The sequence below is a fragment of the Pseudomonas sp. B21-054 genome, from assembly GCF_026016345.1.
Classification (GTDB): Bacteria; Pseudomonadota; Gammaproteobacteria; order Pseudomonadales; family Pseudomonadaceae; genus Aquipseudomonas.
Genome location: NZ_CP087204.1, coordinates 441712 through 456560, shown reverse-complemented (window position 1 = coordinate 456560; position 14849 = coordinate 441712). Strand labels below are relative to the sequence as shown.

At 61.5% G+C, this 14849-nt stretch carries 14 protein-coding genes and 3 pseudogenes; 14 read left to right on the top strand and 3 right to left on the bottom strand.

Annotated elements, in window-relative coordinates:
* Nucleotides 1-4 precede the first annotated feature (4 nt).
* A complete protein-coding gene (phaC, locus tag LOY70_RS02030) occupies nt 5-1687 on the top strand; it encodes a class II poly(R)-hydroxyalkanoic acid synthase (protein ID WP_265032881.1) in 1683 nt (560 codons plus the stop codon).
* Nucleotides 1688-1748: 61 nt separating this feature from the next.
* A complete protein-coding gene (locus tag LOY70_RS02025; RefSeq protein WP_123345405.1) occupies nt 1749-2369 on the top strand; it encodes a TetR/AcrR family transcriptional regulator in 621 nt (206 codons plus the stop codon).
* Nucleotides 2370-2547: 178 nt separating this feature from the next.
* Here LOY70_RS02025 and LOY70_RS02020 read toward each other — a convergent pair whose 3' ends face one another.
* From LOY70_RS02020 to LOY70_RS02010, 3 genes are all read right to left on the bottom strand, one after another.
* Nucleotides 2548-3471 (bottom strand): phasin family protein, encoded by a 924-nt coding sequence (locus LOY70_RS02020; RefSeq protein WP_265032879.1) that lies wholly within the window; start codon nt 3469-3471, stop codon nt 2548-2550.
* A 10-nt stretch (nt 3472-3481) separates the two neighbouring features.
* Nucleotides 3482-3904 (bottom strand): phasin family protein, encoded by a 423-nt coding sequence (locus tag LOY70_RS02015; protein ID WP_265032877.1) that lies wholly within the window; start codon nt 3902-3904, stop codon nt 3482-3484.
* A gap of 263 nt (nt 3905-4167) precedes the next feature.
* A complete protein-coding gene (locus LOY70_RS02010) occupies nt 4168-4443 on the bottom strand; it encodes a polyhydroxyalkanoic acid system family protein (RefSeq protein ID WP_025211396.1) in 276 nt (91 codons plus the stop codon).
* Nucleotides 4444-4598: 155 nt separating this feature from the next.
* On the opposite strand from LOY70_RS02010, the gene ubiE reads away from it, so the two are divergent.
* From ubiE to LOY70_RS30050, 12 genes and pseudogenes are all read left to right on the top strand, one after another.
* A complete protein-coding gene (ubiE, locus tag LOY70_RS02005) occupies nt 4599-5369 on the top strand; it encodes a bifunctional demethylmenaquinone methyltransferase/2-methoxy-6-polyprenyl-1,4-benzoquinol methylase UbiE (protein ID WP_003186661.1) in 771 nt (256 codons plus the stop codon).
* A pseudogene (locus LOY70_RS02000) lies at nt 5369-5993 on the top strand (SCP2 domain-containing protein). Before ubiE ends, LOY70_RS02000 begins: the two are co-directional and overlap by 1 nt.
* A pseudogene (gene ubiB, locus LOY70_RS01995) lies at nt 5990-7593 on the top strand (ubiquinone biosynthesis regulatory protein kinase UbiB). The pseudogenes LOY70_RS02000 and ubiB overlap by 4 nt, the downstream one beginning before the upstream one ends.
* 132 nt (nt 7594-7725) lie before the next feature.
* The gene (hisI, locus tag LOY70_RS01990; RefSeq protein ID WP_123345416.1) at nt 7726-8124 is read left to right on the top strand and encodes a phosphoribosyl-AMP cyclohydrolase; all 399 of its coding nucleotides are present in this window, start codon (nt 7726-7728) and stop codon (nt 8122-8124) included.
* Complete coding sequence (locus tag LOY70_RS01985; RefSeq protein WP_003186671.1) at nt 8117-8449, top strand: phosphoribosyl-ATP diphosphatase; 333 nt, start codon at nt 8117-8119, stop codon at nt 8447-8449. Before hisI ends, LOY70_RS01985 begins: the two co-directional genes overlap by 8 nt.
* Before the next feature lie 24 nt (nt 8450-8473).
* Nucleotides 8474-8761 (top strand): twin-arginine translocase TatA/TatE family subunit, encoded by a 288-nt coding sequence (locus LOY70_RS01980; RefSeq protein ID WP_025211394.1) that lies wholly within the window; start codon nt 8474-8476, stop codon nt 8759-8761.
* A 10-nt stretch (nt 8762-8771) separates the two neighbouring features.
* Complete coding sequence (gene tatB, locus LOY70_RS01975) at nt 8772-9194, top strand: Sec-independent protein translocase protein TatB (protein WP_265032865.1); 423 nt, start codon at nt 8772-8774, stop codon at nt 9192-9194.
* Nucleotides 9191-9988, top strand: coding sequence for a twin-arginine translocase subunit TatC (tatC, locus tag LOY70_RS01970; protein ID WP_025211392.1), 798 nt, complete (start codon nt 9191-9193; stop codon nt 9986-9988). The genes tatB and tatC overlap by 4 nt, the downstream gene beginning before the upstream one ends.
* Nucleotides 9985-10692 (top strand): 16S rRNA (uracil(1498)-N(3))-methyltransferase, encoded by a 708-nt coding sequence (locus LOY70_RS01965; protein WP_265032863.1) that lies wholly within the window; start codon nt 9985-9987, stop codon nt 10690-10692. Before tatC ends, LOY70_RS01965 begins: the two co-directional genes overlap by 4 nt.
* Nucleotides 10693-10806: 114 nt before the next feature.
* On the top strand, nt 10807-12711 hold the full coding sequence (locus tag LOY70_RS01960) for a methyl-accepting chemotaxis protein (RefSeq protein WP_265032862.1): 1905 nt from the start codon (nt 10807-10809) through the stop codon (nt 12709-12711).
* A 221-nt stretch (nt 12712-12932) separates the two neighbouring features.
* Nucleotides 12933-13994: pseudogene (locus LOY70_RS30055) on the top strand (methyl-accepting chemotaxis protein); the annotation flags it as partial.
* On the top strand, nt 13986-14849 hold the full coding sequence (locus LOY70_RS30050) for a methyl-accepting chemotaxis protein (protein WP_413776663.1): 864 nt from the start codon (nt 13986-13988) through the stop codon (nt 14847-14849). The pseudogene LOY70_RS30055 and the gene LOY70_RS30050, both read left to right, overlap by 9 nt.

Sequence of the window (14849 nt, the reverse complement as noted above, 5' to 3'; positions counted from 1 at the left end):
ACTCATGCGCGACAAACCGGCGAAGGGTTCCATGCCCGCCCCTGCCAGCTTCATCAATGCACAAAGTGCGATCACCGGCTTGCGTGGCAGGGACCTGCTGTCCACTTTGCGCAGCGTGGCCGTCCATGGTTTGCGCAACCCGGTGCACAGTGCCCGGCATGCGTTGCGACTGGGCAGCCAGTTGGGCCGTGTGTTGCTCGGGGAAACCCTGCACCCCGCCAACCCCAAGGACCCGCGCTTTGCCGATCCCACCTGGCAGCTCAATCCGTTCTACCGGCGGAGCCTGCAGGCGTACCTGAGCTGGCAGAAGCAGGTCAGGAGCTGGATCGACGAAAGCGATATGAGCCCGGACGACCAGGCCCGCGCGCATTTCGCCTTCGCGCTGCTCAACGACGCTGTATCGCCCTCCAATACCTTGCTCAATCCGCTGGCGATCAAGGAGCTGTTCAACTCCGGCGGCAGCAGCCTGGTGCGCGGCGTCAGTCACCTGGTGGACGACCTGCTGCACAACGACGGCTTGCCGCGACAAACCACGCCCCATGCCTTCGAAGTCGGCAAGACCCTGGCGACCACCCCCGGCGCGGTGGTGTTTCGCAATGAGATGCTGGAACTGATCCAGTACAAGTCCATGAGCGAAAAGCAATACGCCAAGCCGCTGCTGATCGTGCCGCCGCAGATCAACAAGTTCTACATCTTCGACCTGAGTCCCTCCAACAGCTTCGTCCAGTACGCCCTGAAAAACGGCTTGCAGGTATTCATCATCAGCTGGCGCAATCCCGATGTGCGCCACCGCGAATGGGGTCTGTCCAGCTACGTCCAGGCGACGGAGGAAGCCATGAACGTGTGCCGGGCGATCACCGGCGCCCGCGAGGTCAACCTGATGGGCGCCTGCGCCGGTGGCATGACCATCGCGGCCCTGCAAGGCCATCTGCAAGCCAAGCGTCAGCTGCGCCGAGTGGCGAGCGCTACGTACCTGGTGAGCCTGCTCGATAGCCAGATCGACAGCCCGGCCACGTTGTTCATCGATGAACAGACCCTCGAAGCCGCCAAGCGTCGCTCCTACCAGAAAGGCATCCTCGATGGCCGCGACCTGGCTCGGGTGTTCGCCTGGATGCGGCCCAACGACCTGATCTGGACTTACTTCATCAATAACTACCTGCTGGGCAAGGAGCCGCCGGCCTTCGACATCCTCTACTGGAACAACGACACCACCCGGCTGCCGGCGGCCCTCCACGGCGACCTGCTGGACTTCTTCAAGCACAACCCCTTGACCCACGTCGGCGGCCTGGAGGTGTGTGGCACACCGATAGACCTGCAGAAAGTCACGGTAGACAGCTTCAGCGTGGCCGGCATCAACGACCACATCACGCCCTGGGACGCGGTGTATCGCTCGACGCTGCTGCTGGGTGGCGAACGGCGCTTCGTGCTGTCCAACAGCGGGCATGTCCAAAGCATCCTCAACCCGCCGAGCAACCCGAAGGCCAATTACGTCGAAAACCCGAAACTGACCGGCGACCCTCGGGCCTGGTACTACGACGCCAAGCACGTCGACGGCAGTTGGTGGACCCAATGGCTGGCCTGGATCCAGGCGCGCTCCGGGGCCCAGCATGAAACCCTGATGACCCTGGGCAACGCGAACTACCCACCCCAGGAAGCGGCCCCGGGAACCTATGTGCGCGTGCGTTGAAATGCCTCACTCCACGGCCGGGTTGGTGGCCGTGGCACGACTCCATCACTAAGAAGACCGGATGAAGACCCGCGACCGCATCCTCGAATGTGCCCTGCAGCTGTTCAATGAAAAGGGCGAGCCGAATGTTTCCACCATGGAAGTTGCCAATGAAATGGGCATCAGCCCCGGCAACCTCTACTACCACTTTCATGGCAAGGAACCGCTGATCCTCGGGTTGTTCGAGCGATTTCAGGCCGAATTGGCACCGCTGCTGGACCCACCATCCGATGTGCAGCTGGCGCCGGAAGACTACTGGCTGTTCCTGCACCTGATCGTCGAACGCCTGGCTCAGTACCGGTTCCTGTTCCAGGACCTGTCGAACCTGGCCGGGCGCCTGCCGAAGCTGGCCAAGGGCATCCGTCAGTTGCTCAATGCCCTGAAGCGCACCCTGGCCTCACTGCTGGCGCAGCTCAAGGCCCAGGGCATGCTGGTCAGCGACACCCAGGCGCTGGGGCAGTTGGTCGAACAGATCACCATGACCTTGCTGTTTTCGCTGGACTATCAGCGGATCCTCGATCGTGAGGGCGAGGTTCGGCTGGTGGTCTATCAGATCATGATGCTGGTGGCCCCGCATTTGCAGCCGGCGACCAAGGTGGCGACGGAGCAATTGGCGTTGCGGTATCTGGAAGAACACGAATAACGATCAGCAGTGGAAGATCCATTGTGGGAGCGAGCTTGCTCGCGATTGCGGTGTATCAGTCAAGATCAATACTGCTGACCCACCGCTATCGCGAGCAAGCTCGCTCCACAGATTGACCTGCGTACAAACAGAAACGCCCGACCTCAACAGGCCGGGCGCTTCTGCGTGTCCTGCCGAATCAGGACTGGGTGGTAGGCGTCGATGGAGCCGGCGCGGTAGTCGGGGTGGCCACCGGAGTCGGAGCCGAGGCGGAGTTCGCTGTGCTCGTCGGGGTAGCCGGTTTGGCGGCCGCGGTCGGCGCCTTGGGTGCGGCGGCTTTTGGCGCGGCCGGTTTTTTCACGGCAGGCTTTTTCGCCGCTGCGGGTTTGGCCGCCGCTTTTACCGCAGGCTTGGCGGCGGGTTTCGCTGCCGGTTTGGCCGCAGCTGGTTTGGCTGCCGCCGTTTTAGCGGCGGGTTTAGCCGCGGGTTTGGCGGCAGGCTTGGCTGTCGCTTTGGCCGCTGGCTTGGCCGCTACCGGTTTGGCCGCAGCCTTGGCAGCAGGTTTGGCCGCAGCCGTTTTAGCCGCAGGCTTGGCCGCCGCTTTCGCCGCTGGCTTGGCGACGGTTTTTGCCGCTGCCTTGACCAATGGCTTGGCCGCCGTTTTAGTGGCCGGCTTGGCCGCCGCAGTCTTGCTGGCCACCGGTGCGACTTTCGCCCCAGTGAGCTTTTCGATCTGCTTGGTCAGGGTGTCGACCTTGCTATGCAGCGCCTTCACTTCATTGCGGCTCGGCACACCCAGGCGCGAGATCGCACTGTTCAGGCGCTTGTCGAACGCCCCTTCCAGTTCATCCCACTTGCCCAGCGCACGGTCCTTCACGCCACCGATGCGCGACTTGGCGGACTCGGCAGAGTCCTTGGCGGCATCGACTTGTTTGCCAACCGCCGTCTTGGTGAGTTTTTCGGCCTTCTCGCCGTCCTTAACCAGGGACTCGAAGAGTTTGCTGCCGTCAGTGTCGATCTTCGAGTACACGCCTAAACCAGCAAGCCAGATTTTGCGGGAGTACTTTTCAATCTTCCCGGCCCACGAGCTGCCTTCTTTTTCAGTGATTTTTTTACCAGCCATCCCGTTCTCCTTAATGTTTACGCGCGACACGTTCGAGCAATGCCGTCAGCTCATCGAGCTTAGCAGAGAGTGTCTCAACGTCATGTTTAGACGGAATGCCGATACGATTCAAGGCACTTGCAACGCGAGCATCAAATACCTTCTCGACTTTATCGAGTTGCACTTCAACCCGGGCCTTGAAAGTGTTGACGTCCGTCTTGGCTTCAATCAATTCACTGTTGGCTGCTTCAAGTTTTCCAGCAATGCTCTTTTTGCCTTTTGTTTCAATAACTTCGCCAGCCTTGACCAACTCCTGGAAGTACTCGCTACCTTCCTGGCCAACCTTGGTGTAGGCGCCCAGGCCAGCCAGCCAGATCTTGCGCGCGTACGTTTTCACGTCGCTGAGCGTGGAAGATTCAACGTCGTTTTTTTTCTTCAAAATAACTTTGGCCATGGTGCACCTCACTCGAAAACAGGTTTGAGGAACTGCCCGTACACGGACGGGCTCAGGCACAAAGTAGTGACAATAATTAGAAAGGGCACCCTAACAACTGACACAAACACTGAAGGCGATGACTTCCCTGTGGGAGCGAGCTTGCTCGCGATCGCATTGGGTCAGTCACATCGACGTCGACTGATGCCGCGCAATCGCGAGCAAGCTCGCTCCCACAGGGAATGGTGGTGAACTTGAGTGCTGTACTTCTCTTCTTTCGTCGATCAGGCCAACGCTTTATCCAACGCCTTTTCAATTTCCGCCTTGATCGTGCCGCTCATGGCCGACATCAACATGCCCAGTTCCACATCGACACGGATCGAGTCCTCGCCCACGAGCACTTCGCCCTTGACCCCGGAACGCTTGAGTTTCAGGGTATCGCCCTCCCACTGCGGCTCCAGTCCATAGCTGTCGGACAACTTCTGCGCCAGCTTGTCGGCTTTCTCTCGTGCCGCTTCCTTGCCCAGGCCATGGGCACGCTCAACTGTTATACGGGCCATCGGGTGACTCCTGTTTTATCGGGACTTGCCTGAACGTTTCAGACCCTGGCTGCGTCAAAACGTCCCGGCGATGCTCCATCTTACCTTCAGCCTTGCCAAGACAAAGCCCTCCACCGGGATTAGAATGTCCCGCATTCTTTTTTGGTGACAGCGATATGACTGATCAGCGCAAAGGCAGCGATGCCGAACCCACCACTCACTTCGGCTTCAAGAACGTGCCGGAAAGCCAGAAGGCGGAAAAAGTCGCTGAGGTTTTCCACTCGGTGGCCGCCAAATATGACTTGATGAACGACCTGCTCTCGGGCGGCATGCACCGCTTGTGGAAGCGTTTCGCGATCGAGCTGTCGGGCGTACGCAGCGGCAATCGCGTGCTGGACATCGCCGGTGGTACGGGCGACCTGACCAAGAAGTTTTCCCACATCGTCGGGCCGACCGGCCAGGTGGTGCTCGCCGACATCAACGAATCCATGCTCAAGGTCGGTCGCGACCGCCTGCTGGACCTGGGCGTGGCCGGCAACGTCGAGTTCGTCCAGGCCGACGCCGAGAAGCTGCCGTTCCCCGACAACCATTTCGACTGCGTGACCATCGCCTTCGGCCTGCGCAACGTCACCCACAAGGAAGACGCCCTGCGCTCGATGCTGCGGGTGCTCAAGCCCGGTGGCCGCCTGCTGGTGCTGGAGTTCTCCAAGCCGACCAACGCGCTGATGTCCAAGGCCTACGACGCTTACTCGTTTGCCTTCATGCCGCTGATGGGCAAGCTAATCACCAACGACTCGGAAAGCTATCGCTACCTGGCCGAATCGATCCGCATGCACCCGAACCAGGAAACCCTCAAGTCGATGATGGTGGACGCCGGTTTCGACCGCGTGACCTACCACAACATGACCGCAGGCATCGTCGCCCTGCATCGCGGTATCAAACCCTGATGCTGCTCACCGGCCTGCTCGCCAGCGTCGAACTCGGTATCAACCGGGTACTGCGCCTGGACAGCACCGCGCTTGCGCGCCTGGCGCACTTGAGTGGCCAGGTCATTGCCGTGGACTGCCGCAGCCCGGCGCTGCAGTTGTTCATCCTGCCCAGCGACGAAGGCCTGATGCTCGCCGCCCACTGGGAAGCCGAGGCGGACTGCACGCTGCGCGCCCCAGCCTCGAGCCTGCTGAGCCTGGCCCTGAGCAAGGACAAGACCGCGGTGCTGCACGGTCCCGACGTGGAGCTCGACGGCGACAGCGGCGTGCTGCTGGAGCTGGCGGCGATTCTCCAGGACCTGGAGCTGGACTGGGAGTATGAAGTGTCCCGCTGGCTCGGCCCGGTGGCCACCCAGCTGCTCAGCAGCCACCTGCGCAGCCGTACCCGCTGGTACCGCCAGGGGTTCGCCAGCCTGGGGCAGAATCTGAGTGAGTACCTGGCCGAAGAATCGCGTACCCTCGTAGGCCAACGCGAAGCCGAAGCCCGCTTCAATGAACTGGACCAGATCAAGCTTGACCTGGAACGTCTCGAGGCGCGTTTCGAGCGCCTTTCCCGATCCCTTGAAACCAAGCGATAACGCATGAAGCTGCTTGCCGTCCGCCGTTTGTTGCGCATCCAGCGCGTCGTGATCCGTTACCGCCTCGATGACCTGCTGTTCGCCCTGCCGCTGCCCTGGTTTCTCCTGGCACTGCGCTTCGTGCTGCCGTGGCGCTGGTTTCCCCGTCGAACACTGGAGCTGAGTCGCGGCGCACGCCTGCGCCTGGCCTTGCAAGACCTGGGGCCGATCTTCATCAAGTTCGGGCAGATCCTCTCGACCCGTCGCGACCTGTTGCCCGAAGACATCGCCGATGAACTGATGCGACTGCAAGACCGTGTGCCACCGTTCGATTCCAAGCTGTCGGTGGCCCTGATCGAGGAACAACTGGGCAAGAAGATCAGCGAGGTCTTCAGCCGTTTCGACGTCGAGCCCCTGGCCTCGGCCTCCGTGGCCCAGGTTCACGCCGCCCAGCTCAAGAGCGGCGAAGAGGTGGTGGTCAAGGTCATCCGTCCGGGCCTCAAGCCAATCATCGCCCAGGACCTGGCGTGGTTGTTCATCCTCGCCCGCGCCGCCGAGCGGCTGTCGGCGGATGCGCGCCTGCTGCACCCGGTGGACGTGGTCCAGGACTACGAAAAAACCATCTACGACGAACTCGACCTGCTGCGCGAAGCCGCCAACGCCAGCCAGCTGCGGCGCAACTTCGAAGGCTCGCCACTGCTCTATGTGCCGCAGGTCTATTGGGACTGGTGCCGCCCGAAAGTGTTGGTGATGGAGCGTATCTACGGCATTCAGGTGACCGACCTGGCGACCCTGGCCGACCAGCGCACCGACATGAAACTGCTGGCCGAACGCGGCGTGGAGATCTTCTTCACCCAGGTGTTTCGCGACAGTTTCTTCCACGCCGACATGCACCCCGGCAACATCTTCGTCAGCACCGTGCAGCCGTGGAGCCCGCAGTACATTGCCATCGACTGCGGCATCGTCGGCAGCCTGACCCGGAAGACCAGGACTACCTGGCCCGCAACCTGTTCGCCTTCTTCAAGCGCGATTACCGCCGTGTCGCCCAACTGCACATCGATTCGGGCTGGGTACCGGCCGAAACCAAGCTAAACGAATTCGAAGCAGCGATCCGTACCGTGTGCGAACCGATCTTCGAAAAACCGTTAAAAGATATTTCCTTTGGTCAGGTGCTGATGCGCCTGTTCCAGACCGCCCGGCGCTTCAACATGGAAGTCCAGCCACAGCTGGTGCTGTTGCAAAAGACCCTGTTGAACATCGAAGGCCTCGGTCGCCAGCTGTATCCGGACCTCGACCTGTGGAACACCGCCCAGCCGTTCCTCGAGCGCTGGATGCGCGAGCGCGTCAGCCCGCGGACCCTGCTGGGCAACGTGCAGAGCCAGTTCGAGCAGATCCCGCACCTGGCCAACATGACCCGCGACCTGCTTGAACGCATGTCCCAACCCCACGCCCACGACCCGGCGCCGCCGTGGAAACAGCGCAAGGACGACTGGTTGCTGCGCCTGCTGGGCGCAGCCCACCTGGGTGGCGGCGCAGTGCTGGCGACCGGCGGGCCATTGAGCCAACTGGGTCACTGGCCCGCCGGTATCATGGTGGTCGTGGGCTTGTATCTGGTCGTACGTCGATAGCAGGAATCAGCCACAAGCGATAAGCTGCAAGCCTCAAGTTCATGGGTTGAACCCATCAACGCAAGCACAATACAGAATTGCTTTTACTTGCAGCTTGAAGCTTAAAGCTTGCCGCTGCCGTCAGGACTCAAGATGAAAAACTGGCAGGACGAGATCAAATGGGACGCTGACGGCCTGGTGCCGGCCATCGCCCAGGATCACAAGACCGGGCGCGTGCTGATGATGGCCTGGATGAACCGCGAGGCGCTGGCCCTGACCGCCGCCGAGAACCGCGCCATCTATTGGTCACGCTCCCGTGGCAAGTTGTGGCGCAAGGGTGAAGAGTCCGGGCATGTGCAGCACCTGCATGAGATGCGCCTGGATTGCGACGGCGACGTCATCATCCTGATGGTCGAGCAAGTCGGTGAGATTGCTTGCCACACCGGCCGTCAGAGCTGCTTCTATCGCGTCTTCGAGAACGGTGACTGGAAAATCGTCGACCCGGTGCTCAAGGACCCGCATGCCATTTATTCAGGACATCCCCATGAGTGACACCCTGACCCGCCTGGCCCAGGTGCTGGAAGAGCGCAAAGGCGCCGCGGCCGACAGCTCCTATGTCGCCAGCCTGTACCACAAGGGCTTGAACAAGATTCTGGAAAAAGTCGGCGAAGAGTCGGTCGAAACCATCATTGCCGCCAAGGATGCCGCCATCAGCGGCGACTGCAGCGACGTGATCTACGAGACCGCCGACCTGTGGTTCCACAGCCTGGTCATGCTTGCCCAACTGGGGCAGCACCCGCAGGCTGTACTGGATGAACTGGACCGTCGCTTCGGTCTGTCCGGGCACGTCGAGAAAGCCTCGCGTCCGTCCGCTTGATCAACTGTTAAGAGGAATAGCCACATGGGTATTTTTGACTGGAAACACTGGATCGTCATTCTGGTAGTCGTGGTGCTGGTGTTCGGTACCAAGAAACTGAAAAACCTCGGCACCGATGTCGGCGAGTCGATCAAGGGCTTTCGCAAGGCCATGAACGATGATGAGAAACCGGCCGATCCGACGGCAGCTCCCGCCCAACCGGCGCAGCCGACCCAACCGGTACACCCCCAGGCCGCCCAGCCTGTGAATGCGCCGCACACCATCGACGTGCAGGCCCAGAAAGTCGAAGAGCCCGCCCGCAAAGACTCGTGAGCACTGACTAATGTTTGGGATCAGCTTCACTGAACTGCTGCTCGTCGGCCTCGTCGCCCTGCTGGTATTGGGCCCCGAGCGTCTGCCGGGTGCTGCGCGCACCGCCGGTCTCTGGATCGGGCGACTGAAGCGCAGCTTCAATGCGATCAAACAGGAAGTTGAACGTGAAATCGGTGCCGACGACATCCGTCGGCAACTGCACAACGAACACATTCTGTCCCTGGAGCAGGAAGCGCGGAAAATCTTCACACCGACCCAGCAGGAGCCGACGCCGGTCCAACCTGCGGTCGAGCCGACGGTCGCGTCCCAGGCACCGATGGATGGCGCGGTGCCGGTGGCCGAGCCGACGCCCGTGACACCGACGGTGGCTGATGCAACGTCCCCCGCAGCCCCTGCGCCCAACGACCCTACATTGCCGCCGCGAGCCCCATGAGCGATCTCCCTGAAAACGACCAGCCGATGCCGCTGGTATCGCACCTCACCGAGTTGCGCACGCGCCTGCTGCGTTGCGTCGCGGCGGTCTTCATCATCTTCGCCGGGCTGTTTTCCTTCACCCAGCAGATCTATACCTTCGTCTCCACGCCGCTGCGCCAGTACCTGCCGGTAGGGGCAACGATGATCGCCACCGACGTGTCGTCGCCGTTCCTGACGCCACTGAAGCTGACGATGATGGTCTCGCTGTTCCTCGCGATCCCGGTGATCCTGCACCAGATCTGGGGCTTCATCGCGCCGGGCCTGTACAAGCATGAAAAACGCATCGCCGTGCCGCTGCTGGTGTCGAGCATCCTGCTGTTCTACACCGGCATGGCCTTCGCCTACTTCTTCGTGTTCCCGCTGATCTTCAAGTTCTTCGCCGCCGCCACTCCGGCGGGCGTGGAGATGATGACCGACATCACCAGTTACCTGGACTTCGTCATGACGCTGTTCTTCGCCTTCGGCGTGGCGTTCGAAATCCCGGTGGCCGTGGTATTGCTGGTGTGGATCGGCGTGGTTGACGTGGCGTACCTGAAGAAAATCCGTCCCTACGTGATCATCGGTTGCTTCGTGGTCGGCATGATCCTGACCCCGCCGGACATTTTCTCCCAGACCCTGCTGGCCGTGCCGATGTGGCTGCTGTTCGAAATCGGCATCCTGTTCGGCGCCCTCGTGCGCAAGCGCAGGGAAGAAGAGCCCGAGGAACAGCCCGTCGACGACCACAACGACCAGCCGCCTGCGACCCAAGCGTGAACCTGCTGCTGCTCGAAGAGGCCGATTTCATCGGGCCTGACCGGGTTGTCCTGAGTGATCGTCGGTTGACTCACATGCAGGAAGTCCACCGCAGCGCCGTCGGCGACAGCCTGCGGGTCGGGCGCATCGGCGGCTTGATGGGCACGGCCCAGGTACTGCGCCTGGAAGCCCGCGAGGCCGAACTGCAGGTGACCCTCGACCAACCGCCACCGGCCAAGTTGCCGCTCACGCTGGTACTGGCCCTGCCTCGCCCGAAAATGCTCCGCCGAGTGTTCCAAACCATCGCCACCATGGGCGTGCCACGGGTGATCCTGGTCAACAGCTATCGTGTGGAAAAGAGCTTCTGGCAGACGCCGTTCCTGGAGCCCGAGGCGATTCGCGAGCAATTGATCCTGGGCCTGGAGCAGGCCCGGGACAGCGTCCTGCCGGAAATCATCATCGAAAAACGCTTCAAGCCCTTCGTCGAGGACCGCCTGCCGGCCATCACGAACGGCACCCTCGGACTGGTCGGCCACCCCGGCAACCACCCGCCCTGCCCGCGAGCGCTAACAGAGTCGGTGACCTTGGCCATCGGCCCCGAAGGCGGCTGGATCCCCTACGAGATCGACCTGCTGGGCAAGGCCGGCCTGCAACCGGTTCAACTGGGCGAGCGAATCCTGCGGGTCGAGACCGCGGTTACGGCGTTGCTCGCACGACTGTTCTGAGCCCTTTGGTTTGCCACGGTATTCCAAACGCATCTAACTCATTTCTCCTGTTATTCCTTTATGGGCCGATAGCGCTTTATACAAAGCAGTTCCGCCCTTCAAGGGAGTATCAGCATGTTCCAATGGCTAGGTAACGTAGGCGTTAATCGCAAACTCGGCTTCGGCTTCGGTCTGGTACTGTTCTTAACCTTGATGATCGCTTTCACCGGATGGGTCGGCCTGGGCCGTGTGATTGCCCACGGTGACATGCTCGGGCTCATTGCCAGCCTGAACGACCAAACCAAGGACCTGCGTACCGCACGCATGGACTATTTTTCGACCCGTGGTGAAAAGGGCCCAGGGGAAATCAACGATCTGCTCGGAAAATTGGAGCCTGGGCTACAAACCGCCCGTCAATCGATCGAGCAGCCAGCCGACATGGTGCTCCTCGACAAACAACTGGGGGCTATCGCCGACTACAAGGTTGCCTTCGCCGATTTGACCCGCGCCATGGCCAGTCGCGAGGATGCACGCAGCAAACTGGGCACCAATGCCGACAACGCCGTAGCCCGTGTCGCCACCGTTGAAAACGCCATGCGGCAAAGCGCCGATGTTGCTCAATTCGACAGTGTGGTCAGCCTGAGCAAGGCCATCCAGCAAGCCCGCTATCAGGTTCGCGGCTACACCTACAGCGGCCAGGCCGACGCCGAACAGCCTGCCCTGGATGCCATCGATAGCGCGTTGAAAACCCTCGCCAGCCTGCCGGCCCAACTACCAGACGAACACGCCTCCAACCTGCGGCAGGCCAACGAATCGTTCAAGACTTATCGTGCAGTGGTCGGCCAGTTCCGTGAAGCCCAGACCGCAAGCGCTGTCGCGATCAAGCGCATGTCCGATTTAGGGGGGGTGCTACGCGAGGCCAGCAGTAATCTCACCCAATCCCAGACCATCGTGCGCGACCATGAAGCCAGCGAAGCCAAGATTTTGCTGGCATCGGCCGCCGCCCTCGCCTTCCTCTTCGGCGTGATCGCCGCCCTGGCGATCACCCGGCAGATCGTCACCCCGCTGGAGCAGACCCTCAAGGTCGCCGAACGCGTGGCGGCAGGCGACCTGACCCACAACCTCAGCTCCGAGCGACGCGACGAACTGGGCCAACTGCAACGGACCATGCAGAGCATGACCGTGGGCCTGCGGCAATTGATCGGCGGCATCAGCGACAGCGTCACACAAATCGCCAGCGCCGCCGAACAGCTCTCGGCCGTCACCGAGCAGACCAGCGCCGGGGTCAACAGCCAGAAAGTGGAAACCGACCAGGTCGCCACCGCCATGCACGAAATGACCGCCACGGTGCAGGAAGTGGCGCGCAATGCCGAGCAAGCGAGCGAAGCCACGGTCGCTGCGGACCAACAGGCTCGCGAAGGCGAAAAAGTGGTCGGCGAAGCCATCGCCCAGATCGAGCGCCTGTCCAACGCGGTGGGCAACTCCACCACCGCCATGGGCGATCTGAAGCGCGAAAGCGACAAGATCGGCAGCGTACTGGATGTGATCAAGTCCGTGGCCCAGCAAACCAACCTGCTGGCCCTCAATGCGGCCATCGAGGCGGCCCGGGCCGGTGAAGCCGGGCGTGGGTTTGCGGTGGTGGCCGACGAAGTGCGCAGCCTGGCCCAGCGCACCCAGAAGTCCACCGAAGAGATCGAGCAACTGGTCCTGGGCCTGCAGACCGGCACCGAACAGGTCGCGACCAGCCTGGACAACAGCCGCAGCCTGACCGACAGCAGCGTCGAACTGACCCGCCGTGCCGGTGGCTCACTGGAAAACATCACCCGCACCGTCTCGGCGATCCAGTCGATGAACCAACAGATCGCCGCTGCAGCCGAACAGCAAAGCGCCGTGGCCGAAGAGATCAACCGCAGCATACTGAATGTTCGCGACGTGTCCGAACAGACTGCCGCCTCCAGCGAAGAAACCGCCGCCTCCAGTGCCGAACTGGCGCGGTTGGGGGTTCATTTGCAGACGCTGGTGGGCCGCTTCAAGGTCTAAACGCCGAAAAAAGCGGCGAGCACAGCCTCGGTGACGAGGGCGCTTGCTCCCGCTTGGACGCGCAGCGGCCACCAACGGCGTTAGGACTGGCAACGACTTGGCAGCCGAGCGCGGGCAGGCCTCTTCGCCACGGAGACACCCCTGTCGATTTTCTACAGAACCCCATCATTTGGTCGATACTCTCCTCATAAGGCCTATAAAAGGCTCGTGGGAGTATCAGCATGTTCAGTTGGTTAACCGAAAAGCTGGGAAACGTCAGCGTCAACCGCAAGCTAGGTTTCGGCTTTGGCCTGGTTCTACTCATGACCCTCCTGAGCACCTTCGCCGGTTGGAACAGCCTGAGCAGTGTGATCAGCCGCTCAGATAAACAGGCCTCCATCGCCAGTCTCAACGAGGCGGCCAAGGATTTGCGAGTCGCCCGTCTCGACTACGAGATGCGGCGCGGCGAACAAGGGCCGACAGCCGTCAACGAGCTTCTGGGCAAGCTTCAAGAGAGCATACAAGCGGCCCTCAAACGGTTTGTACGACCGGCAGACCAGGAGCTGCTCAATCAACAACTGGCTAATGTCGATGAATACAAGCGCGCCTTTGTCGACCTGACACAAGCGACGCAGAACCGCGAATCGGCCCGGTCCAAGCTTGGCGCCAACGCCGACAACGCCGTGGCCAAGGTGGCAGACGTCGAAAATGCCTTGCGCCAAGGCGACAGCTTCCCTCAATTCAACAACGTGGTTGAGCTGAGCAAACTGATCCAGCAAGCACGCTACCAAGTCCGCGGCTACACCTACAGCGGCAAGGCTGATGCCGAGCAGCCGGCGCTGGATGCCATCGAAAACGTCTTGAAAAACCTTGAGAGCTTGCCGGGCAAACTGCCGGAACAGCACACCGCCAATCTGCAACAAGCCAGCGAATCGATGAAAGCCTATCGCGCCGCTGTCAGCCAGTTCCGCGACTCACAGGTCGCCAGCGCCTCAGCCCTCAAGAAAATGGTGGAGCAAGACACCCGTTTGCATGACCTGAACGATCATTTGACGGTCTCCCAGATTGAGAAGCGCGACCTGGAGACAACTCATGCGAAAGAGGCCCTGATTACCGTCGCCGTCCTGGCGTTAGCGTTTGGTCTTCTGGCCGCGTGGATTATTACGCGGCAGATCGTTGTTCCCCTGCAACAAACCCTGGTGGCCGTCGAACGTGTCGCCTCCGGTGACCTGAGCCACAACCTGGTGGTCACCCGCCGTGACGACATGGGCCAGTTGCAAGGCAGCCTGCAGCGAATGGTGATCAGCCTGCGGCAATTGATCAGTGGTATCGGCGACAGCGTCACGCAAATCGCCAGCGCCGCCGAACAGCTCTCGGCCGTCACCGAGCAGACCAGCGCCGGGGTCAACAGCCAGAAAGTGGAAACCGACCAGGTCGCCACCGCCATGCACGAAATGACCGCCACGGTGCAGGAAGTGGCGCGTAACGCCGAGGAAGCCTCCGAAGCCGCGGTCGCCGCCGACCAGCAGGCTCGCGAAGGCGAAAAAGTGGTCGGCGAAGCCATCGCCCAGATCGAACGTCTTTCCAAAGAAGTGGGCAACTCCACCGAAGCCATGGGCCATCTCAAGCGCGAGAGCGACAAAATCGGCAGCGTGCTGGACGTGATCAAGTCTGTCGCCCAGCAAACCAACCTGCTAGCCCTCAACGCCGCTATCGAAGCGGCCCGGGCCGGTGAAGCCGGGCGTGGGTTTGCGGTGGTGGCCGACGAGGTGCGCAGCCTGGCCCAGCGCACCCAGAAGTCCACTGAGGAAATCGAAGAACTGATCCTCGGCCTGCAATCTGGCACCGAGCAAGTCGCGTCCACCCTGGACAACAGCCGCAACCTGACCGACAGCAGCGTTGAACTGACTCGCCGCGCCGGTGGCTCACTGGAAAACATCACCCGCACCGTCTCGGCGATCCAGTCGATGAACCAGCAAATCGCCGCTGCGGCCGAGCAGCAAAGCGCCGTGGCCGAAGAGATCAATCGCAGTGTCGTGAACGTGCGTGATATCTCCGAACAAACCGCCGCTTCCAGCGAAGAAACCGCCGCCTCCAGCGCTGAGCTGGCGCGATTGGGGGGGCATTTGCAGACGCTGGTAGGTCGCTTCAAAGTCTAA

Bases quoted from the DNA above. Each gene is read 5' to 3' on its own strand.
- phaC (WP_265032881.1), top strand. From the start codon at position 5: ATGCGCGACAAACCGGCGAAGGGTTCCATGCCCGCCCCTGCCAGCTTC.
- LOY70_RS02025 (WP_123345405.1), top strand. From the start codon at position 1,749: ATGAAGACCCGCGACCGCATCCTCGAATGTGCCCTGCAGCTGTTCAAT.
- LOY70_RS02020 (WP_265032879.1), bottom strand. From the start codon at position 3,471: ATGGCTGGTAAAAAAATCACTGAAAAAGAAGGCAGCTCGTGGGCCGGG.
- LOY70_RS02015 (WP_265032877.1), bottom strand. From the start codon at position 3,904: ATGGCCAAAGTTATTTTGAAGAAAAAAAACGACGTTGAATCTTCCACG.
- LOY70_RS02010 (WP_025211396.1), bottom strand. From the start codon at position 4,443: ATGGCCCGTATAACAGTTGAGCGTGCCCATGGCCTGGGCAAGGAAGCG.
- ubiE (WP_003186661.1), top strand. From the start codon at position 4,599: ATGACTGATCAGCGCAAAGGCAGCGATGCCGAACCCACCACTCACTTC.
- hisI (WP_123345416.1), top strand. From the start codon at position 7,726: ATGAAAAACTGGCAGGACGAGATCAAATGGGACGCTGACGGCCTGGTG.
- LOY70_RS01985 (WP_003186671.1), top strand. From the start codon at position 8,117: ATGAGTGACACCCTGACCCGCCTGGCCCAGGTGCTGGAAGAGCGCAAA.
- LOY70_RS01980 (WP_025211394.1), top strand. From the start codon at position 8,474: ATGGGTATTTTTGACTGGAAACACTGGATCGTCATTCTGGTAGTCGTG.
- tatB (WP_265032865.1), top strand. From the start codon at position 8,772: ATGTTTGGGATCAGCTTCACTGAACTGCTGCTCGTCGGCCTCGTCGCC.
- tatC (WP_025211392.1), top strand. From the start codon at position 9,191: ATGAGCGATCTCCCTGAAAACGACCAGCCGATGCCGCTGGTATCGCAC.
- LOY70_RS01960 (WP_265032862.1), top strand. From the start codon at position 10,807: ATGTTCCAATGGCTAGGTAACGTAGGCGTTAATCGCAAACTCGGCTTC.
- LOY70_RS30050 (WP_413776663.1), top strand. From the start codon at position 13,986: ATGGTGATCAGCCTGCGGCAATTGATCAGTGGTATCGGCGACAGCGTC.